The sequence below is a fragment of the Paludifilum halophilum genome (assembly GCF_002245355.1).
In the GTDB taxonomy this organism is placed as follows: Bacteria; Bacillota; Bacilli; order Thermoactinomycetales; family DSM-45169; genus Paludifilum; species Paludifilum halophilum.
Window position 1 is genome coordinate 91811 of sequence record NZ_NOWF01000005.1, and the last position, 21199, is coordinate 113009.

At 52.8% G+C, this 21199-nt stretch carries 21 protein-coding genes; 20 read left to right on the forward strand and 1 reads right to left on the reverse strand.

The genetic code is table 11. The annotated features are described in order from the left end of the window. Window positions 1–36: 36 nt before the first annotated feature. The 17 genes from floA to CHM34_RS09375 all read left to right on the forward strand — a co-directional run bounded on the left by floA (window position 37) and on the right by CHM34_RS09375 (window position 15474). Window positions 37–1017 carry a flotillin-like protein FloA gene (gene floA / locus CHM34_RS09295; RefSeq protein WP_094264523.1) on the forward strand — a complete coding sequence of 327 codons (981 nt, stop codon included), beginning with the start codon at window positions 37–39 and terminating at the stop codon, window positions 1015–1017. Between the two features lie 34 nt (window positions 1018–1051). Beyond that, entirely contained in the window at window positions 1052–1477 is a 426-nt protein-coding gene (locus tag CHM34_RS09300) for a hypothetical protein (RefSeq protein WP_094264336.1), read from the forward strand. A gap of 432 nt (window positions 1478–1909) precedes the next feature. Beyond that, entirely contained in the window at window positions 1910–2110 is a 201-nt protein-coding gene (locus CHM34_RS09305) for an alpha/beta-type small acid-soluble spore protein (RefSeq protein WP_094264337.1), read from the forward strand. 214 nt (window positions 2111–2324) lie between these two features. Continuing rightward, window positions 2325–2603: a sporulation protein YqfC gene (gene yqfC, locus CHM34_RS09310; protein ID WP_094264338.1), complete on the forward strand. Its 279-nt coding sequence runs from the start codon at window positions 2325–2327 to the stop codon at window positions 2601–2603. A 13-nt stretch (window positions 2604–2616) separates the two neighbouring features. Then, window positions 2617–3825 (forward strand): sporulation protein YqfD, encoded by a 1209-nt coding sequence (gene yqfD / locus CHM34_RS09315; protein WP_169713670.1) that lies wholly within the window; start codon window positions 2617–2619, stop codon window positions 3823–3825. A gap of 5 nt (window positions 3826–3830) precedes the next feature. Next, window positions 3831–4790 carry a PhoH family protein gene (locus tag CHM34_RS09320; protein WP_439116319.1) on the forward strand — a complete coding sequence of 320 codons (960 nt, stop codon included), beginning with the start codon at window positions 3831–3833 and terminating at the stop codon, window positions 4788–4790. 28 nt (window positions 4791–4818) lie between these two features. Next, the gene (locus CHM34_RS09325) at window positions 4819–6942 is read left to right on the forward strand and encodes an HD family phosphohydrolase (protein WP_094264341.1); all 2124 of its coding nucleotides are present in this window, start codon (window positions 4819–4821) and stop codon (window positions 6940–6942) included. A gap of 14 nt (window positions 6943–6956) precedes the next feature. Continuing rightward, window positions 6957–7406 carry an rRNA maturation RNase YbeY gene (gene ybeY / locus CHM34_RS09330; protein ID WP_240511967.1) on the forward strand — a complete coding sequence of 150 codons (450 nt, stop codon included), beginning with the start codon at window positions 6957–6959 and terminating at the stop codon, window positions 7404–7406. A gap of 5 nt (window positions 7407–7411) precedes the next feature. After that, window positions 7412–8101: a diacylglycerol kinase family protein gene (locus CHM34_RS09335; protein WP_094264343.1), complete on the forward strand. Its 690-nt coding sequence runs from the start codon at window positions 7412–7414 to the stop codon at window positions 8099–8101. Between the two features lie 28 nt (window positions 8102–8129). Beyond that, window positions 8130–8795 (forward strand): DUF502 domain-containing protein, encoded by a 666-nt coding sequence (locus CHM34_RS09340; protein WP_094264344.1) that lies wholly within the window; start codon window positions 8130–8132, stop codon window positions 8793–8795. Between the two features lie 33 nt (window positions 8796–8828). Next, on the forward strand, window positions 8829–9284 hold the full coding sequence (locus CHM34_RS09345) for a cytidine deaminase (protein WP_276207693.1): 456 nt from the start codon (window positions 8829–8831) through the stop codon (window positions 9282–9284). After that, window positions 9271–10170 carry a GTPase Era gene (gene era, locus CHM34_RS09350; protein ID WP_094264346.1) on the forward strand — a complete coding sequence of 300 codons (900 nt, stop codon included), beginning with the start codon at window positions 9271–9273 and terminating at the stop codon, window positions 10168–10170. Before CHM34_RS09345 ends, era begins: the two co-directional genes overlap by 14 nt. Before the next feature lie 92 nt (window positions 10171–10262). Then, complete coding sequence (locus CHM34_RS09355; RefSeq protein ID WP_094264347.1) at window positions 10263–10400, forward strand: YqzL family protein; 138 nt, start codon at window positions 10263–10265, stop codon at window positions 10398–10400. A 12-nt stretch (window positions 10401–10412) separates the two neighbouring features. Then, window positions 10413–11159, forward strand: coding sequence for a DNA repair protein RecO (recO, locus tag CHM34_RS09360; protein WP_094264348.1), 747 nt, complete (start codon window positions 10413–10415; stop codon window positions 11157–11159). Window positions 11160–11785: 626 nt separating this feature from the next. Next, on the forward strand, window positions 11786–12670 hold the full coding sequence (gene glyQ / locus CHM34_RS09365) for a glycine--tRNA ligase subunit alpha (protein ID WP_094264349.1): 885 nt from the start codon (window positions 11786–11788) through the stop codon (window positions 12668–12670). Next, window positions 12667–14754, forward strand: a complete 2088-nt coding sequence (gene glyS, locus CHM34_RS09370; RefSeq protein WP_094264350.1) for a glycine--tRNA ligase subunit beta — start codon at window positions 12667–12669, stop codon at window positions 14752–14754. The genes glyQ and glyS overlap by 4 nt, the downstream gene beginning before the upstream one ends. Before the next feature lie 144 nt (window positions 14755–14898). Further along, the gene (locus CHM34_RS09375; protein ID WP_094264351.1) at window positions 14899–15474 is read left to right on the forward strand and encodes a MerR family transcriptional regulator; all 576 of its coding nucleotides are present in this window, start codon (window positions 14899–14901) and stop codon (window positions 15472–15474) included. A gap of 226 nt (window positions 15475–15700) precedes the next feature. On the opposite strand, the gene CHM34_RS09380 is transcribed toward CHM34_RS09375, so the two are convergent. Next, window positions 15701–16621, reverse strand: coding sequence for an apurinic/apyrimidinic endonuclease family protein (locus CHM34_RS09380; protein ID WP_094264352.1), 921 nt, complete (start codon window positions 16619–16621; stop codon window positions 15701–15703). A gap of 245 nt (window positions 16622–16866) precedes the next feature. Between CHM34_RS09380 and ccpN the strand changes: the two genes are divergently transcribed. The 3 genes from ccpN to ppdK are packed head-to-tail and all read left to right on the forward strand — an operon-like array spanning window position 16867 to window position 21022. Then, window positions 16867–17505 carry a transcriptional regulator CcpN gene (ccpN, locus tag CHM34_RS09385; protein WP_094264353.1) on the forward strand — a complete coding sequence of 213 codons (639 nt, stop codon included), beginning with the start codon at window positions 16867–16869 and terminating at the stop codon, window positions 17503–17505. A gap of 17 nt (window positions 17506–17522) precedes the next feature. Further along, window positions 17523–18350, forward strand: coding sequence for a pyruvate, water dikinase regulatory protein (locus CHM34_RS09390; RefSeq protein WP_094264354.1), 828 nt, complete (start codon window positions 17523–17525; stop codon window positions 18348–18350). Then, window positions 18347–21022, forward strand: coding sequence for a pyruvate, phosphate dikinase (ppdK, locus tag CHM34_RS09395; RefSeq protein WP_094264355.1), 2676 nt, complete (start codon window positions 18347–18349; stop codon window positions 21020–21022). The genes CHM34_RS09390 and ppdK overlap by 4 nt, the downstream gene beginning before the upstream one ends. The last annotated feature ends 177 nt before the right edge of the window (window positions 21023–21199 follow it).

Below are 21199 nucleotides of genomic sequence, written 5' to 3' on the forward strand. Positions count from 1 at the left end.
TTCAGCTTACTTTTTATGAAAGAAAGGGGATTTGTGATGGACTCCGCAGTGCTTAGCTTTGTGTTTATCGCGGTGATTGTGATTGTGGTGTTGTCTATTTTGTTTACCTTCGTTCCGGTCATGTTGTGGATTTCCGCTATGGCCTCCGGCGTTTATGTCGGCTTAACCACACTGATCGGGATGCGATTGCGCCGAATCATTCCCGCGCGGATTATCAATCCGTTGATTAAAGCGCGTAAAGCGGGTTTGACGGTAACGATCGAACAGTTGGAAACCCACTATCTGGCTGGCGGTAATGTGGATCGGGTAGTGGACGCCCTGATCGCCGCACAACGGGCAGACATTGACTTGTTGTTCGAACGGGCCGCCGCGATTGACCTGGCCGGACGCGATGTGCTCGAAGCGGTACAGATGAGCGTCAACCCGAAAGTGATTGAAACCCCGGTTGTCTCCGCTGTGGCCAAAGACGGGATTGAAGTCAAGGTGCGGGCGCGGGTGACTGTTCGCGCCAACATCGATCGCCTGGTGGGGGGTGCCGGGGAAGAAACGATCATCGCCCGGGTGGGCGAAGGAATCGTAACCACCAACGGTTCCGCTGGCAGCCACAAAGAGGTGCTGGAAAATCCGGATCTCATCTCCAGTACGGTGTTGGAAAAAGGATTGGATGCAGGAACTGCGTTTGAAATTCTTTCGATCGATATCGCGGATGTGGATGTCGGTAAAAACATCGGAGCCGAATTGCAAACCGACCAAGCGGAAGCGGACAAAAACATCGCTCAGGCCAAAGCCGAGGAGCGTCGAGCGATGGCTGTGGCCAAAGAACAGGAAATGCGCGCCCGGGTAGAAGAAATGCGGGCCAAAGTGATCGAGGAGGAAGCCAAAGTGCCTCAGGCCATGGCCGAAGCTCTCAAGGCCGGGAAACTGGGTGTGATGGATTATTACAATATGCAGAACATCATGGCGGATACGGATATGCGTAAATCCATCTCCGGTACGGATGAGGAAGAGGACAAGTAGGTGAGTCCCTTCCAACAGCGGAGGAGGTGCTGAAATGGAAGCTGTGATCACCATCATCGTCCTTTTGATCTTGGGGCTGTCCCAGTTGCGTAAAAAAGCGGCCGATGATTCCGGTTCTCCCGGACGGTCCCCGGAGGAGCCCCGTCCGTGGATCAACCCGTGGAACGACGATCATAACGAAACCTATGAAGAATATCGGAAAGCATCCGAAGCTCGCGATTACGACCCGGAAATCTACAAGGAATCGGCGTTGATCCCCGACCGAAACCGGCCGGATCGTACCCCCGACGCTGTCGATCCCTCAGGTGACGGAACGGAGGGCGTTCCCCGGCGGAAACGGAAGGGCTCACCCTTTGGTAACCTGCCCAAGGAAGAGTGGAAGCGGGGGATTATTCTGAAGGAAATTCTCGATGCTCCCCGCTCCCGGCGTCCCCGGCAAGGTTTCCGCGGATATCGGTAAAAGAAGAAAAAACGGCTGCCACGTATTGGCAGCCGTTTTTTAGTATCTGGGAGCAAAGCGAACAGGAAGACTTGTGCTCCCCTGAGCACAGAGGATCTTCGCCGTCTTATCGCTTCCCCCGTTGTGACATGGGGTCCTAGAGGCGTTGTGATTTTAGCACATCCTTGGTGGGTCGGGGTGGGGTTCCACACGCCGTTTCGTTGTTCTGACAAGCCAAAGGTACTCCGTGTGACCCCACCCTCCCGAACAGGAGCTTTTGTCATAACGTTTCTAGGAAGTGTTATTAAAAAGTTCCTTCAGTCCCCGACCCGCTAAAAGGCACCCCATTCCCGACGTTTCGAGGACGGCTTATCTCACGGATTTCCATGGAAACAAGTGCGGTTCATGGTTTTTGATTTTCAACCCAAACTAGGGGATAGGAGGTGATCAAACATGCCCCGTTCCCGTAACACCAATCGGTTGTTGGTTCCGGGTTCCGCCGGAGCGATCCAACAGTTTAAAGAAGAAATCGCGGCTGATTTCGGTGTCAACTTGGGCAGTGAAAGCACGGCCCGCGCCAACGGATCCGTCGGCGGCGAGATTACGAAACAACTGGTCCGTCAGGCACAAGAGCAACAGAACAACCAGCGGTAATCAAAATAAGGATGGTGGGAAGCGATGCAGTTCTCGTCTGCATCGCTTTTTACATGTTTTTTTCATCGATAACAGGGTTCCCACATACACTTTTTTGATTCATATTCCCAGGATGGGAGTTCGGTGAACACGAACGGGGAAGGCTTTCCGCCCGCCTATCATAAATCCACCGGCTTGTGCATAAGGGTACTAAAGAAAATGGAGGGCTTGTTCCATGCGGAATTTCGGGGGGAAATTAAAGAGAGTCGCTTCGGATTGGCTGGACATTCCGCAGGATGTGGCCGAAAATATGCCGCGGGTACTGATGGTGGGTCCCTACCGGGTCCATGTGGAAAATCACCAGGGTGTTGAACGTTTTACCGAGGGGGAGATCCGTCTGAAAACTTCCCGCGGGAGTTTGAATATCAGCGGGAAAAAGCTGGTCATTTATGCGATTTATTCGGATGAAGTCTGGATCGAGGGTGAAATCTCCGAGGTCAAGTACCTGGGCTAGGGGGAGAGGTTCGTTGCAGCAGAATCACTGGCCGCAAACGGTCCGGGGAAACCTGAGGATCGAATTGACAGGTTCTCGCCTGACGATGTTTATCAATGAAGCGTTGAATCAATCGATCGAAATTTCCCGGATTCGCTGGGTGGAGGAGGACCGGATCCGCCTGACGATTTCGGTGTCGGATTTTTATCGTTTAAAACCGCTCCTGCGGCAGACGAGTTCTAAAGTCAGGATTGTAGGAAAACGCGGCGTTCCTTTTTTACTCGCCCGTCTTGAGAAGCGCCGTTTCTTTGTCGGCGGAATTCTACTCTTTATTATTCTTCTGTTTTCATTGACTTCTTTGGTATGGTCCGTGGAAGTGGAGGGGAATGAAAAAATTCCCGAGCGGGAGATCCGTAACCTGCTGAAGGAAGAAGGGGTGTTTATCGGTCAGATCAAATACCGCATCCCTTCTAATGAAGAAATTCAGAACCGCCTGACGGACAAACTTTCCCAAGCCACCTGGGTGGGCTTCCGCATGGAAGGGACCCGGGCCGTGGTCACTGTCGTCGAGAAAAAGCGGGTAGAAAAAAAGGAAGAAGAGGACGATCGGGGACCCGTCGATCTGGTTGCCGGTAAAGATGCTCTGATTTATGATATGTACGTGAAGCAGGGACGAGCTGTTGTTGAGGTGAACGATGTGGTTAAGAAAGGGGAGCTTTTGGTCTCCGGACGGTACGGCGATCCCGAAACGCCGGATGAAGGACGGATCGCAGGAGCTCAAGGACGGGTGATGGGTCGGGTTTGGTATGAATCGGAAGTATCAGTTCCTCTGTATCAAAAGCGGAAAATTTATACCGGCAACCGGGAAAAGGCATACTATCCTTATGTTTTATCCAGAGTGATCCGTATTCCTTTCCTTTATCCCGAGTCCTTTTCCCGGGCCGAGACGATCCAGCGCGTTCACGGTCTCCGGATTCGGGATTGGCACCTTCCTCTGGGATGGGTGGAGGAGAAGCGGATGGAGATGGAGTTCGTGAAAAAGAAACTGGCGATGAAAGAAGCGGTAGCGATTGGGAAGGAGCGGGCAAAGGAAGACTTGTTGAGCCGCTTGGGGAAGGAGGGGCGGATTCTCGAGGAAAAAGTTTTGCACCCTCGCGTGGACCATGGTAAAGTTGTTATGAAGATACACTTTGACGCGGTCGAGGATATCACCCGTCCACAACCGATTTTGCAAGGAGAATGAGCCATTTGCAGTCACAGGATAAAACCATTAAAATCCGCCTGCAGGACTCCAGCGAGGCACTTAGCCTGTTTGGCCCTCAAGACGGATTTTTAAGATTGATCGATGACCATACACCTGCAAAAATTGTTGCACGAGGGGAAGAGGTGGCCATTTCCGGTTCTTCGGAGGAATTGGAAGTGCTCAGCCACCTGTTTCGCGTGCTGTTAACCCTGATTCGACGCGGGGTTCAATTGACGGAACGGGATATCATCTATGCGGAACGGCTGGCCCGGGAAGGTCTAGCTGACGAGCTATTGGAACTGTATGACGAGCAGATTGGAACCACTTTCAAGGGAAAACCGGTCCGGGTCAAAACCCTTGGTCAACGACATTATGTATCCGCGATCGAGAAGTCGGACATTGTTTTCGGAATCGGTCCTGCCGGTACAGGCAAGACTTTTTTGGCAGTAGTGCTGACAGTGACCGCTTTAAAAGCTCACCGGGTCAAGCGGATTGTCCTCACTCGTCCTGCCGTGGAGGCGGGGGAGAGCCTCGGCTTTTTGCCGGGGGACCTGCAGGAAAAGGTGGATCCCTATCTCCGTCCCCTTTACGACAGTTTGTACACAATGTTGGGTGTGGAACAAGTAAATAAGCTGATGGAGCGGGGGATGATCGAGATTGCTCCGTTAGCCTATATGCGCGGACGGACGCTGGAAGATTCCTTCGTCATTCTGGATGAGGCTCAGAATACGACCAACGAACAGATGAAGATGTTCCTAACCCGGTTAGGATTCGGCTCCAAAATGGTAGTGACCGGAGACGTCACCCAGATGGATCTTCCGAAAGGACGCCAGTCCGGTCTCAAGGAGGCGGAGCGGGTGCTTCGCCCGGTAGAGGATATCCGATTCGTTTATCTCACTCAAGAGGATGTTGTGCGTCATACACTGGTGCAGAAAGTGATTGACGCCTACGCCAAGGAGAATTAACGCCTCCCCATAAGGAGTCGGTCGACGGATGAAAGAATCGAAAAAGAAGTGGAGAACCTGGTTTCAGTTCCCTGTCGAGTGGAGAACAAGTGGCCGGGTTCGGTTTTTGTTATATGCGGGAATGGCTGTCTTATGTTTCTTGTTGCTGATGAGGGATGTTCTTCCCCATCAGTACGATGTGTCGCCGGGTTCCATCAGTTCGGAGACAATCGTCTCTCCTGTGACCAAAGTGGATCAGACGGCCACGGAGCAAGCCCGGAAACAGGCGGCTGATTCGGTGGGAAAGCAATATATGATCGACGACCAGTTGACGGATCGCCAAATCAAGCGAATCGACACGATTTTCTCCGACATTCGCCGCAATCTGTCCGACCAATCCCTTTCCGATGAAGAGAAAATCTCCAAACTTAAGGATGTGCTCCCCGCCAAGCTGTCAAAGGAATTTTACGACAAGCTGTCCCAGGTTGATGTAGACCAACTGACGGAGATGCGCATCGTCAGCCGTGAGATTGTCCAGGACATTTTATCGGAGGGGGTCCGCAAGAAAGAGATCGAGAAAAAGCGGAATGAAGTGGACCGGTCGTTAGTCACATCCTCCCTGAACAGCCAAGCCCGCTTGATTGTGCGGGAATTGGCACAGGTGATGATTATTCCCAATGAGCTGTATGACGAAGAGCGGACGGAAAAGTTAAAAGAAGCGGCCCGGGAAAGTGTCGAGCCGGTTCCGATCAAGAAAGGGGAAACCATCGTTGCCGCCGGCGAAGTGATTACCGAAGATCAGTACCGGAAGTTGAAGGAACTGGGATTCCTGAAAAATCAAACCCATTTCTGGCCTTACCTCGGGCTGGGGATCGTCGTATCCCTTTTGTTGAGTTTGCTTTTTATCTACGTGGATCGGTACCAGCCCGATGTTCATCGGGACAATGTGAAGACGACCATGCTCCTCTCCGTCTTCTTCCTGACCGTTACAGGCATGAAGGTGGTCGCCTTAGGGCAAAATCTGGAATGGAGCACGATCGGCTATCTGGCTCCGGCCGCCTTGGGGACGATGTTGATCACGCTTTTATTGGATCTGCATTTGGCCCTGTGGTGTGGTGTTCTGTTCAGTATTATCGCCGGGATGTTATTCAACTCGGAGAACCATCTTCTCTTTGATTTTCGTTACGGATTGGTGGCTTTGGTCAGCGGATCGGCAGGAGCATTCGCCTTGTCTGGTGTACGCAGCCGGTTGTCCATCTTTCGGGCGGGACTGATCGCCGCCGCTGCCAGTGCTGTTACTGTTGCCGCCCTCTATTTTTTGGTTCCGGTGGACGGTGACTGGGTGGTGCTGCTCCAATCCCTGAGCTTCGGTGCCGCCGGTGCCTTGTTTTCGGCGGTGTTGACCATCGGATTTTTACAGCACTTTGAGACCGTTTTCGATATGTTGTCTCCGTTAAGGTTATTGGAACTGTCCAATCCGAACCACCCTCTGCTGAGAAGGCTGCTCATCAAAACACCGGGGACCTATCATCATTCGGTCATCGTGGGGAATCTGGCCGAAGCCGCCTGCGAAGCGGTAGGGGCCAGCGGATTGCTCGCCCGGGTGGGGGCTTACTATCATGACTTGGGAAAAACAAAGCGTCCCCAATTTTTCATTGAAAACCAGATGGCGGAAAATCCTCACGATAAGATCTCGCCCAACTTGTCAAAATCGATTATTATCGCCCACCCCCGGGATGGGGTGAAAATGTTGAAGGAGTACCATCTGCCCACTCCAATCCTGGATATTGCCGCTCAGCACCACGGAACAACCCTGCTCAAATATTTTTATTTCAAGGCGAAAGAGCAGGATCCGGCGGGACAGGTGTTGGAGTCCGATTATCGTTACCCGGGTCCGAAGGCCCAATTCAAGGAAGCGGCCATCGTCGGAATTGCGGATAGTGTCGAAGCGGCTGTCCGGTCTCTGTCCCGTCCCACTCCGGATCGGATTGAAAACATGGTTCGCAAGATTATTAAGGACCGGTTGGAAGACGGACAGTTTGACGAATGCCATCTCACCTTGAAGGAACTAGACCTGATCGCCCGATCGATGTGTGAAACGTTGCAGGGTATCTTTCACTCGCGGATTGAATACCCTGAGGACGTACAGGGCAAAGGAGTGAAACCCGCATGAGCCTGTCGGTGGAAATGGAAATCCAACCGACCCTGACGGAAGGGGAACGGCGGGCATCCACCTGGATGGAGCGCTCGTTGCGCGCCGCAGCCGAGGCGGAGTCGCTCCCGGATGCGGAAGTGTCAGTTCTGATCGTTGACGATGAAAAAATCTATCGTCTGAATAGGGAATACCGCGGGGTGGACCGGCCGACGGATGTTCTCTCCTTTCCGCAGTGGGAGCCGGAGGAGGATCCGGTGACGGAAGGGGGGGGACCGGTTCCCCTGGGGGATATCGTGATCTCGTTGCCCCGGGCGCGGGAACAGGCGGAGAAATACGGCCACTCGCTGAATCGGGAAATGGGTTTTTTGGCCGTACACGGTTTTCTTCATCTTCTCGGGTATGATCACGGGACCGAGGAGGCAGAGCGAGCGATGTTTACCCGTCAGGAAGAGATCTTGGCCCGAATCGGACTGGAGAGGTAAACATCATGTGGTTCAACAGATTGCTTCAAAGCTTTCGGTTTGCTCTGGAAGGTCTGAAGTATACTTGGGTCAGTCAGCGAAATATGCGGATCCACTTCCTCACTGCCTTGGGTGTACTTCTGTTGAGTCTGTACTTTCCGCTCAACAAGTGGGAAGTCCTCCTTCTTTTCCTTTGCATTCTGTTGGTCCTGGTAGCGGAACTGTTCAACACCGCTGTAGAGGCGGTTGTGGATATGGTGACGGAGGGGTTCCATCCCTTGGCCAAAGTGGCTAAGGACGTGGCCGCCGGTGCAGTTTTTCTCAGTGCCGGTGTGGCAGTGGTCGTAGGGGTGAGTATCTTTTATCCCTATTTAGATGTTGGGTCCCTCCAGTCTTTTGAGCATTCACCTTATCCACCCAATATCAGTCTGGCCGCCCTGATCGCCATCAACTTTTTCCTCACTCTTTCGCTCAAGGGTTTTTTTCACAACCGGCAAATGCCGGATTGGGAACCCAGTATGACCACCTCCCTGGCTACCTGTGTTGCGGTCTCCCTCGTCCTGATCAGCGGTCACTTATTAATCACCCTTCTCGTCCTGTTGATGACGGTGTTGCTGTTAGGAACCCGCTTTCGAATGAAAACCCGGAAGAGGCCGGTTGTTTTCGGAGCCCTGTTGGGGATTGTAGTCGCTTTGATCGGCTTTCAGTTGATGTAACGGATAGAAAGGGGATCACTTACACAGGATGTTCAAACGGATCAGGACCCATCTCATTCTGGGGATTATTACGCTTCTCCCCGCCCTAGCCACGATTTACATTCTGAGGCTTCTTTTCGGCTGGATCGACCCGACACTGGGGATGGCCGTATCCCAGATTCTCGAATGGTTGGGTATCGTTCGTTTTCCTCTGGTTTTCGGCGGGATCGTTTTTCAGGACCACATTCCCGGTATCGGCTTTGTTTTGACTCTGGCCTTATTGATCCTGTTTGGGGTGATCGCCCGAAGTCTAGTCGGGAAGCAACTCTTTCGTTACACGGAGTACTTCTTTTCACGGATCCCCTTGGCCCGCAGTATCTATTCCACAGTCAAACAGATTACCAACGCCTTCGCACACGACCAATCCAGCTTCAAACAGGTGGTCCTGGTGGAATACCCGCGCAAAGGGATTTATACCCTGGGTTTTTTCACCGGAGAGGGAAACGGAGAGGTACAGGAACGAACCGAGGAGCGGGTACTCAATGTCTTTTTGCCGTCGACACCCAATCCCACGTCCGGTTGGCTGGTATTGATCCCGGAACAGGATGTTACTTTTTTGGACATGTCTGTAGAGGATGGGTTAAAATATATTATTTCCGGTGGAGTGGTCGTTCCCGAACGGCTAACAACGCCTGCTCCGGAAGAAGACGGCTGATGATCCAGTGATGATTCATCAACATACCTGAACATACCTGAAAACAAAAGATCCATGAAAGGGAAACAGGAGGTGAAAGCAAGGATGGATTCACATGCATTGATGAAAGAAGCGGTTGAAGCGAGAAAACATGCTTATGTCCCTTATTCTCAATTCGGAGTCGGGGCGGTATTGCTGACGGCTGACGGAACGATCTATAAGGGTTGTAATATCGAAAACGCATCCTATGGTTTGACCAATTGCGCGGAACGGACGGCCCTGTTTAAAGCAGTCTCTGAGGGGGAAAAACAGTTTGTCGCTATGGCCGTGTCCGCCGATACCCGGGAACCGGTCTCTCCCTGCGGAGCCTGTCGTCAGGTGTTAGTTGAGTTATGTCCGCCTGACATGAAGGTGATCCTGGGAAATCTTTCAGGGGAGTTCTCAGAGACGACGGTTCGAGATTTGTTGCCCTTCGCTTTTCACAAGGAGGATCTGAATGAGCGAATATAAGTCGGGATTTGTCGCTTTGATCGGCCGCCCCAACGTGGGTAAATCCACGTTGTTAAACCATGTTTTGGGACAAAAAGTGGCAATTATGTCAGACAAGCCGCAAACCACCCGAAATAAGATTCAGGGCATCTACACGACGGAAACGGAACAGATTATCTTTCTGGACACGCCGGGCATTCATAAACCGAGATCCCGTCTGGGGGACTGGATGGTCCGTACAGCCCGGGAAACGTTCAATGAAGTGGACCTGGTCCTCTTTCTCGTCGATGCCAAGGAGGGGATGGGGGCGGGAGACCGGTATATCATCGAACAGCTGAAGGAAACACGGACACCGGTATTCCTGGTAGTAAACAAAATTGACAAGGTGCACCCAGACCGCCTTCTTCCTCTGATCGACGAATACCGGGAGCAGTATGCATTTCAAGAAGTGGTTCCGATTTCTGCCCTTTACGGCAACAATACCTCGACCCTTCTCCGGTTGATTATGGAGGAGTTACCTAAGGGCCCGCCCTATTATCCCCCGGAGTATGTGACCGACCACCCGGAACGGTTTATTGTCGGTGAGCTGATCCGAGAAAAGGTGCTTCACCTGACCCGGGAGGAAGTTCCGCACTCGGTGGCGGTTTCGGTGGAAAAGATGAGCGGGGAAGGGGACGGCGGCTTGGTTACGGTTCATGCTACCATCTATACCGAACGAGCTTCTCAAAAAGGAATTCTGATCGGTAAGCAGGGCTCAATGCTGAGGGAAGTGGGGCGACGGGCCCGGGAGGAAATTGAGCGTCTGCTGGGAAGCAAGGTCTATCTCGATCTGTGGGTGAAGGTAAAGAAGGATTGGCGCAATGAAGAGTTTATGTTAAAGCAGTTCGGTTATCGCGATGAAGAGTGAAGTGGAAACAAATCACAGCCTCCCGGCGTCATACTCCCGCTCAACCGGGTCATCCTAACCGTATAGCATGCCGAGGAAAGGATGATGCCCGATTGCGCAGCTTTTCCTGGAATTGTTTTGCAATGACCGGCAACATCGATGCCTATCTTCTGTATAAGGATACGGAAGCGTTGTCGGAGGCTCCGGACCAGATTCTTCAGCGGGAGAAAGAAGAGGAGGTTGAAGCTTAAGGAGAAGGACTCATGTTGTCAAAGATTGAGGGGATCGTCATCCGGACCCAGGATTATGGGGAAAGCAACAAAGTGGTCATTCTGTTCACCCGGGATCGAGGGAAATTGGCGGCGATGGCCCGAGGAGCCAAAAAACCGAAAAGCCGGGTGGGTGCCGCCACCCAGCCTTTTACCTTGGGCCAATACCTCTGTTTTGCCGGAAACGGTATGGCTACGATCTCCCAAGCGGATATTCTTCAATCCCACTACCCTCTGCGAGCCGATCTTTTTTTAACCGCTTATACCGCTTATATGACGGAACTTTTGGACAGATTGACAGAGGATAAGGAACCCCATCCCTTTCTTTATGAGCTTCTCGCTACCACTTTGAGCCATTTGGAGGAGGGGACCGATCCGGACATTTTGTCCCGCATATTTGAACTAAAAGTGCTGGAGGCCGTCGGTTATCGCCCTCGTCTTGACGGATGCGCTGTCTGCGGAAAGGTGGAGGGGCCGATGAAGTTTAGTGTATCTCAGGGAGGGCTGATCTGTCTGGAGGATGCCCGCCATGATTCACAGGCATTGCCTCTTTCCCCGCCTGCGGCGCGCATCTTGAAATTGTTACAGCGGGTGACTCCGGACCGGCTGGGGCAAGTACAGGTGAAAGAGGAAACCAAAAATCAGATGGAACGGGTGATTCGTTCCTTTATGGACGAATATGTCGATTTGCGCTTCAAATCCCGACCTTTCTTAGACCGGTTAAGAAAAGAGGATCCATAAAAAAGCACCTCCGGATTGATGATGTGCACCCCTTAAAGTAGACACAGGAAAACTCCCCTGTGAAAGGAACTACTTTTAAGGGGTGTTTTTCTAAGGTGAACCACAAAGGTATTGTGATCCTTCCCTTGTATTCATAAGAAACGGTTATCAATCAATCCGTCAATCCATTATAAAAACCGAAGTAGGAGAAAAGGAGCATTAAATGGGTCTCTCCGTCTAATCCGGTGAGCCATCGGCGCTATTTTGGCGGTTGAAAGGGCGTATGCATTGACATGCCGCTGATTTCTTTGGTATAAATACGTTGTCGTCAGAAAACGATCAGGAATACAAATACGAGATGCGCGATGATAGAAGGGAGTAGCCGGATCATTTGTCGCCAAGCGAGCCGGGGATGGTGGGAGCCCGGACACAAACCCGGTGAAGGGCGGTCTGGAGCGCGAGTGAATCAAGGGGATCGGTTTTTGGACCGATCAAATAGGGTGGAACCGCGGGAAAGCCTCCCGTCCCTATGGAAGTGAGGATCTTCTGTATGGGCGGGAGGTTTTATTGCACTTTTGGACTTGGATGAAGTCAATGCCTGCAGGCTTGGCTAGCCCTCTTTTTAATTTATGGAGGTGTCAAATGCCTTGAACATGCAACAGATGATCTTGCAGTTGCAATCTTACTGGAGCTCACGGGGATGTGTTCTGGCCCAGCCTTACGATGTGGAAAAAGGGGCCGGAACGATGAATCCGATGACCTTTTTGCGTTCTCTGGGTCCGGAGCCTTGGAATGTTGCCTATGTGGAGCCTTCCCGGCGCCCGGCGGACGGCCGATACGGGGAAAATCCCAACCGGGTTTATCAACACCATCAGTTTCAAGTGATTATGAAGCCCTCTCCCGACGATATCCAGGAGGTCTATTTGGGCAGCCTGAAAGCTTTGGGAATCAATCCCCTGGAACATGATATCCGATTTGTCGAGGATAACTGGGAAAATCCAGCGATGGGCGCCGCCGGCCTCGGTTGGGAAGTGTGGCTGGACGGAATGGAAGTGACCCAGTTTACTTATTTTCAACAAGTCGGCGGATTGGAAGTCGATCCGGTTTCCGTCGAGTTGACCTACGGGTTGGAACGCATCGCCTCCTATATCCAGGACCAGGAGAACATTTTCGACCTGATCTGGGTGGAAGGGGTCCGCTATGGAGATATCTTTAAACAGCCGGAATATGAACACTCCAAGTATTCCTTTGAGGTATCGGATCCGGAAAAGCTCTTTCAGTGGTTCGATCACTATGAGGAGGAAGCTCAGCGGGCTCTGAACGAAGATCTGGTTTTCCCTGCCTATGATTATACTTTGAAGTGTTCCCATACGTTCAATCTGTTGGAAGCTCGGGGGGCGATCAGTGTAACGGAACGGACCGGCTATCTGGGCCGGGTTCGTCATCTGGCCCGCCGCTGTGCCAAGACCTTTGTGCAGGAAAGAGAGCGCCTCGGTTTTCCGATGTTGAAACAGGGAGGGGACAACTCATGACGGATCGTGATCTGCTGTTGGAAATCGGCTGTGAAGAGATTCCCGCCCGGTTTGTGGAAGGGGCGGCGGCTCAGTTGTCGGAAAAGCTGTCGGCTTGGCTGAAACAGAACCGGATCGCCTTCCGATTCGCCCGGACTTATGCCACTCCCCGCCGCTTGGCCATCGTGGTGCAAGGGGTGGCGGAGAAACAGACGGATATGGAGGAGGAGGTGAAGGGACCTCCCCGTCGGATTGCGGTCTCCGAAGACGGCGGCTGGACCAAGGCCGCTGAAGGTTTCGCCCGCAAGCAAGGGATCCGTGTCGATGATCTTCAGTCGAAGGAGTTGAAGGGAGAAACGTATATCTTCGCCCGGAAGCATCATGCGGGACGTCCGACCGTCGACCTGCTCCGGGAGGGTTTGCCCGCCCTGTTTGAGTCCCTTCACTTTCCGAAAACCATGCGTTGGTCAAGCCGTCGGACCCGTTTTATCCGGCCGGTTCGCTGGATGGTTTGCTTATTCGGTGAGGAGACGGTTCCGGTGGAATGGGCCGGTATCACTGCCAGTAACCGGACTCGGGGTCACCGTTTCCTCGGCGAGGAGACCGTAGTGACTGCCCCTGATCGCTACGTGGATGCTCTGCGGGATCAGTGGGTGGTTGCCGATATCGAGGAGCGGCGGAGTGCGATTCGCAAGCAGTTGAGCCAGATGGAACGGGAACAAGGCTGGCGCATCCCGATCGATGAAGGGTTATTGGATGAAGTGACTCACCTGGTGGAATATCCCACCGCTCTATATGGAAGCTTTGATGAATCTTTCCTAGAATTGCCGGCGGCGGTTCTGATCACAACCATGCGAGAACATCAGCGATATTTCCCGGTGGAAGGACCGGATGGAGAGTTGCTGCCTTATTTTGTGACTGTCCGCAACGGGGACGATACCGCTTTGGATCAAGTGGCCAAGGGAAATGAAAAGGTGCTGGACGCCCGGTTGGCGGATGCCCGCTTTTTTTACGACGAGGACTTGAAACTGCCGATCCGGAAAGCGGTGGAGAAGCTGGACCATGTGGTCTACTTCGAAGATCTCGGCACGATCGGCGATCAGATGCGCCGGATACGTTCTCTCGTCCTTCAGATGGCTTATCGATTGGGACTGGAGGCCGGAGAGGTGCAACAGGTTCTTCGGGCAGCGGAAATCGCCAAATTTGACCTGTCCACGAATATGGTGGACGAGTTTCCGGAGTTGTCTGGGGTGATGGGAGAGGAATATGCCCGCAAGGCCGGGGAGGATCCGGTTGTAGCCCGAACGATCTTGGAACATCACTACCCTCGTTTTTCGGGGGATACCCTCCCTCCGAGCACCCTGGGGGCTCTTATCAGTTTGGCGGATAAGGTGGACGCCGTCGTTTCTGCCTTTTCCATCGGGATTCAGCCGACCGGCTCCCAAGACCCTTATGGACTGCGCCGCCGTGCCGCTGGTGCCGTGCAAATCCTGGTGGAAAAAGGATGGACATCGATCTCTCTGGATGATATCATCTCCATCGCACTGGAGCGCCTGGATTCTGACGGCTGGCTGAAACGGCCGAGGGAAGAAGTGAAAAAAGAATTGGTTTCCTTCTTCAATATGCGCCTGAAACCCGTTTTACAGGAAGAGGGGATCCGCTACGATTTGATCGATGCGGTGTTGGCTTCAGATACGTCTTTCCCTCGACTGGTGCTGGAAAAAGCCAAAGTGTTGTCTGCGCAAGTCGAACAGGAAGGGTTCAAGCATGTGGTGGAAGGGTTCAGTCGTGCCGCCAACCTGGCGGAAAAAGGGAAGCAGGGGGTTCAAGTGAACCCGGACCATTTTCAGGAACAGGCGGAGCAGGAGCTGTTCAACGCCGTCCACACCGCTGCCGAGGCTTTTCAACAGGGGCGTAGTCGACATGATGCCCGACGGATGTACGAGGCGATCAGTACCCTGGCCCCAGTGATTCACGATTTCTTTGACCGTGTGCTGGTCATGGCCGACGATGAAACCGTCCGCCATAACCGCCTTGCTCTTCTGCGCCGGATCGACGATCTGGTCAGCGGCTTCGCCGCCTTTAAGAAGATTGTGTTTGCATAAACCGAAGAGATGTTCCATCCTAACAAGAAAAAAGAGACGGTTTCCCCTGCGGGGAAACCGTCTCTTTTTTCTTTGGAAAATCACAATCGAACCATTGACCCTGACGTTACGTCAGAGATTAGGATTCAATCAGGAGGTGAAGACGTGGGGTATCAAGTGAAGGAAGTGGCTGATTGGGTGGGGATCAGTATCCGGACTCTCCACCATTACGATCATATCGGGCTGCTGAAACCCAGCTCCGTCACAGAGACCGGATACCGGATATACAGCGACCGGGACTTGGAACGACTGCAACAAGTTCTCTTTTTCAAAGAACTAGATTTCCCGCTTCAGAGGATCAAGGAAATACTGGACGATCCGGCATTTGATCAAAAACAGGCCTTGCGGATGCACCGGGAGTTGCTCATTCGAAAAAAAGAACGGTTGGAAGGCATCATCCGCACGGTGGAGCAAACCATCCGATCCGTAGAAGGAGGATTTCCCATGGATAAAAAAGAGATGTTCACATCCTTCAGCATGAAAGCGATCGAGGAACACCAAAGGAAATACTCTGAAGAAGCGAAACGACGTTACGGCAATGAAAGAGTCGAGGAAGTGGAGAAGAAAACGGCCAGTTATCCATGGATTCGGAGTGTTGAAGTCAAGAGGGTGAATCCATCGGGGTCGGCCCTCGATCTTCCTGGGAAAAATGGTCGAGGCGAAGGAGCCCGGCATTTCTAACTACCGATAATATAATGGTATCGGAAGTTATAAAAGGCGCAAAAAAGTTCGGCTGCAAAGGACTCGATTTGGTTTATAAGCCTGTTGGGGGAGGAGAGTATGTATCAGAAGAATTTCAAAAACAGGTGAAGGGATCGATGCGTTTCAAGAGGCGACTCAAAGAAGGGAGGTTTATATGGAGAAGCGAAGCCGACCGAGAATCGAACGGCTTCGCTTTTTATCAGGGTTATCGCTTTTTTAGTTCCCTCAGTGTTTCCAACATCTGTTTTAAACGGTGTTCCGAATTTCCCCCCGCCAGGATGACAGGAGTTTCGGGATCGATCTGTTCGGCAAAATCCAGTAGTTCAGCGTAAGCCGCTTCCGGAAAAGGGATATGGGCTGTCTGCGGTGTGTCCCCCCAACTGACGGCATAGGATAATCGGACTAGACCGGTGATATCCTTGATCGATTCATAGAATTGGATCCAGGATCGGGTCGCGTTGAGAATTTCCTTTTCCGTGGCCGCGGCGAACAGACTGCGGGATCGGTGCATATATGTGAACACGTTAGAGGTGATCCGGGCGTGGGCGGTGTCGAAGCAGACCCGGGTCCCCGTCGCCTCGGCGACACGCAGCAGGTGTCGGGGTGTGCGCAGGGCCGGATGGATGCGCTCTTTACCCGGTTCGAAATATTCGTCTCCGCCGATCGGAGTGTTTTCCAACAGGAGTTGGATACCCAGCGGTTCCGCTATCTCTTCCAATCGGCGCAGCTGGTCAATCATATTTTCCACGTATTGGGTTTTGTAGTCGTGAAGAGCGTTAAAATCCCGGGGACGTTCATCCAGGAACTCAAATACTTCCCCAAGGGCTACGGTTGCCCCGTGGCAGACGAAATAACCGGGCTCTCCGGAAAAGAGAGGGGCGACCGTATGAAACCAGCTCTCCCACTCCTCCGGAGAGAAGCGGCTTTTCCCCAATCCGAGGTGTTCCGGTGCCCGGAAGGCTACGGGAGCGGTATCCGTTGTTCGGAATAGATCCTTAAGGTCCTCCCGGGTATATCGGGTGGATGGAAGTTGTAGTTCCGTCCTTTTGATATCCTGGTTTGAGATCTGATGCAATTCATGAAGCTCAGCCGTCGAGGCGGCCACTAGCGGGTTGGAAAATAGCATGGTTTAATTCCTCCAGTTGGGAAGTTCCTTACCCATTCTATAGAGAAACCCCTTGGTTGACAATTGATAACTACAGTATGCCCGCCGGCCGGGGACGGCTATGAAAAGAGAGGTGGAACCGGGAAGATTGTAAAAAAGGTTGCAGAAAAAGGTATGAGTATATAGTATATACTATATGAGGTTGTTTGTATTACAGTATAACACATAATTGCCTGGGTCGGTGATGACCAAGGGGGTGTCAAGCGATCGAGTTATCTCAGCGCCAGGAAAAGATTCTGAACATCGTCAAAGATGAAGGGCCGATCACTGGAGAACGGATTGCCGAAAAGTTGAACCTGACCCGGGCCACTCTGCGGCCGGATCTCGCAATCCTGACCATGTCGGGTTTTTTGGACGCTCGACCGAGAGTCGGTTACTTTTATTCCGGGAAGACCGGCAATCAGCTTTTAGGCGAACATATTCAAAAACTGCCGGTCAAGGATTATAAATCGGTTCCCGTGGTATGCCGGGAAGAAACTTCGGTTTATGATGCCATCTGCACGATGTTCCTGGAAGATGTGGGGACATTGTATGTCGTACAGGAGGGGGGGCTTCTCGTTGGAGTGGTCTCCCGGAAGGACCTTTTGAAAAGTTCCATGGGGAACCAGGATCTGCAAACCATTCCTGTCGGTGTCATCATGAGCCGGATGCCGAATATTGTCACTTGCAGGGCGGAGGATTCTCTTTTTGATGCCGCTACCAAGCTGATTCGTAACCAAGTGGATTCCCTGCCGGTGGTCCGGGAAGCGGAAAGCGGAACAGGAATGGAAGTTGTGGGACGTATCACAAAAACCACCATTACCCGGGCATTTGTCGAACTGGGCGAAGGAGCGTCGAATGTATAACCAGGGAGGGAGCAACTATTTCAACTGAAGATCATCAACCCATTGTTTTCATCTTGTCGGATTCCGTCGGCGAAACCGCCGAGTTCGTCGTCCGGGCCGCATCCAGTCAATTTAACGGCGGTCATGTACAGGTTCGCCGCATCCCCTATGTTGATGATGAGAAGATCATTTCGGAAACGGTTCAGGCTGCGGCGGAAGTCAAAGGGATGATCGCCTTTACGATGGTTATCACTGAATTGCAGGAGTATCTTCATGAGGAGGCCCGGCGTTGGTCCGTTCCCGTGGTCGATATCATGGGGCCGATGCTGGAAGGGTTATCCAGTTTGTTCCGCCGTCAGCCCAAACGGGAGCCGGGACTGGTCCGCAAGCTGGACGAGGACTACTTCCGCAAAGTGGAAGCGATTGAGTTTGCTGTCAAATACGATGATGGGAAAGACCCTCGGGGATTACTTCGGGCGGATATCGTTCTGATCGGGGTTTCCCGTACGTCAAAGACCCCTTTATCGATGTATCTGGCTCATAAAAGGATCAAAGTGGCTAATGTTCCCTTGGTTCCCGAGGTGGAACCCCCGGAAGAGTTGTTCATGGTGCCGGCGAAAAAATGCATCGGCCTGATCATCGAACCGGATCAGCTGAACGGGATCCGCCGGGAACGTTTGAAATCCCTTGGACTTGCGGCCCGGGCCAACTATGCGAATATGGAACGGATCCTTCAGGAGCTGGAGTATTCGGAAAAAGTGATGAAACGCGTTGGATGTCCGATGATCGACGTGTCTAACAAAGCGGTGGAAGAGACGGCCAACATCATTTTGGACATGTTTCGTAAAGGAGGCGGTCAGGCGTGAACCGACCTTTTGTCATCCCGTTTCATGAAGGGCGCCTGAAGATGAAAGATCTGCTGGGAGGTAAGGGAGCGAACCTGGGGGAAATGACCCGGGCCGGCCTTCCCGTTCCCCCGGGATTTACGATAACGACGGCGGCCTGCCTGGAATACTTTGAGGCCGGTCGTATCCTTACTGAAGAGAGAAAGCGGGAAATCGCCATGGCTCTGTCCGGATTGGAACAGGAGGCAGGCAAAAAATTGGGTGATCCCCGCGATCCTCTTTTGGTTTCCGTTCGTTCCGGCTCTGTCATCTCCATGCCCGGTATGATGGATACTGTACTCAATCTGGGGCTGAATGATGAGACGGTCGAAGGACTGGCCGGTTTGACGGATGATCCCCGGTTCGCTTATGACTGTTACCGGCGATTCATCCAGATGTTCGGCGATGTGGTGCTCGGAATGGCCCCCTACCGTTTTGAAGAGACGATTGAGGTCCGAAAAGAGGAAAGGGGAGCCACTTCCGACACCGAGTTGTCAGCCGAGGATTGGAAGTGGGTGATCGAGCGCTTTAAAGAGGAGGTAGAACGGGAAACCGGAAATCCGTTCCCCCAAGATCCGGTCGATCAACTCCACCGGGCGGTTCTCGCCGTGTTTGATTCCTGGCACAATCAACGGGCCCGTATTTACCGAAAAGTCCATAAAATTTCTGACGGCTTGGGAACGGCTGTCAATGTTCAAATGATGGTTTTTGGAAATGCAGGGGATGATTCCGGGACCGGAGTCGCCTTTACACGCAATCCCTCGACGGGGGAGAAGGCCTTGTACGGAGAATATCTGATCAACGCCCAAGGGGAAGACGTTGTAGCGGGAATCCGGACTCCGGAACCGATCGCGGCACTGGCTTCGCGGATGCCCGGAATCTATGAGCAGTTCCGGTCCATTTGCCGCCGTCTTGAGAATCACTATCGGGATATGCAGGATATCGAGTTTACTGTGGAACGGGGCAAACTGTATATTTTGCAAACACGTTCCGGTAAGCGGACCGCCCATGCGGCGGTGAAAGTCGCCGTTGACCTGGTAAATGAAGAGATTATCGACCGGGAAACCGCTTTGACGCGGGTGGATCCGGAACAGTTGGATCAGATTCTTCATCGCAGGATCGATCCGGAGGCTGAGCTGGATGTGCTGGCCAAAGGACTGCCCGCTTCCCCCGGAGCCGCTTCAGGCCGGGTTGTTTTCGATGCGGATATCGCTGAGCGCTTGTCCCATGAAGGGCAAAAGGTGATCCTGATTCGCCCGGAAACGACTCCCGAGGACATTCACGGGATTGTCGCCGCCAGGGGAGTGGTAACCAGTCGAGGCGGGATGACCAGTCACGCCGCCGTTGTGGCCCGCGGGATGGGTAAACCCTGCATCTGTGGTTGCGGTGAAATGGAGATCAACTTGAAACAAAAAGAGTTTCGCGTAGCGGAAACAGTGATTCGCGAAGGAGACGAGATATCCATCGATGGAGGGACCGGTCATGTGATCAGCGGGAGTGTCCCTTTGATCGATCCCGAACTGTCCGAAGAATTCCAGCTATTGCTGAAATGGGCGGATGAGTATCGGCGTCTGGCGGTGCGCACGAATGCCGATAATCCCGCCGACGCCGCCAAAGCCCGGGAGTTCGGTGCAGAGGGTATCGGCCTCTGCCGGACAGAACACATGTTTATGGAAGCGGACCGGGTACCGCTAGTCCAGGCTATGATCCTGGCGGAGACGGTGGAAGAACGGCAGAAAGCCCTGGAGAAACTGTTACCCTTGCAAAAAGAGGATTTCAGGGGTATCTTCCGGACCATGGATGACCTGCCGGTAACGGTACGCCTGTTGGACCCGCCGTTGCATGAGTTTTTACCCGACATGGAAGAGCTGTTGACGGAGTGGACCCGCCTCTCGATGAACCCCGATGCCGACCCTCAGGAGTTGCGGGAAAAGGAACAGTTGCTGCGAAAGGTTCGTTCCCTTCACGAAATGAACCCGATGCTGGGACATCGGGGATGCCGGTTGGGATTGATTCATCCGGAAATTTACGTCATGCAGCTGAAGGCACTCTTCCAAGCAGCGGCCGAAGCAATGGCCGAAGGGGTCACAGTGGAACCGGAAATCATGATCCCTTTAGTCGGCCATGTCAATGAGCTGAAGGAGATGCGCAAGCTGGTGGACGAGGTGGCCTCAGAAGTGCAGGAGGAATCCGGACGGGCGATTCCCTACACGGTGGGTACGATGATTGAAGTCCCCCGAGCGGCTTTGACGGCGGACGAAATCGCCAGTGTTGCGGATTTCTTCTCCTTCGGCACCAACGATCTCACCCAGACCACCTTCGGCTACAGCCGGGATGATGCGGAAGGAAAGTTTCTCCATCATTATATCGATCACAAGGTTTTGCCTGAAAATCCCTTTGTCACTCTCGATACCGACGGGGTCGGTAAGCTGGTTTCCATGGGAGTGGAGTTGGGACGTAAAAGCAAATCCGGCTTAAAAACAGGGATTTGCGGTGAACACGGAGGTGAGAAGCAATCGATCCGCTTCTGCCATCAGACCGGTCTCGATTACGTCAGCTGTTCTCCCTTCCGTATTCCTCTGGCCCGGCTGGCTGCAGCTCAAGCCGCTGTAGCGGAACGCAAAGAACCCGAACCGGTGGGTGAAAGCGTCTGAAGTTTTTCCCTTTAAAAGAAAGTAAAGGAAAACAAATCGACAAATGAAGGATATGGATCATCAAATCGGCTTTTCCCTGGAACCAATGAAATCACGAGAAAAGCGCCTGCGGGATACTTCCCCGGGCGCTTTTCCATGCCTAAAACACAGTTGAGATAGAAAATAATCAATTTGTCA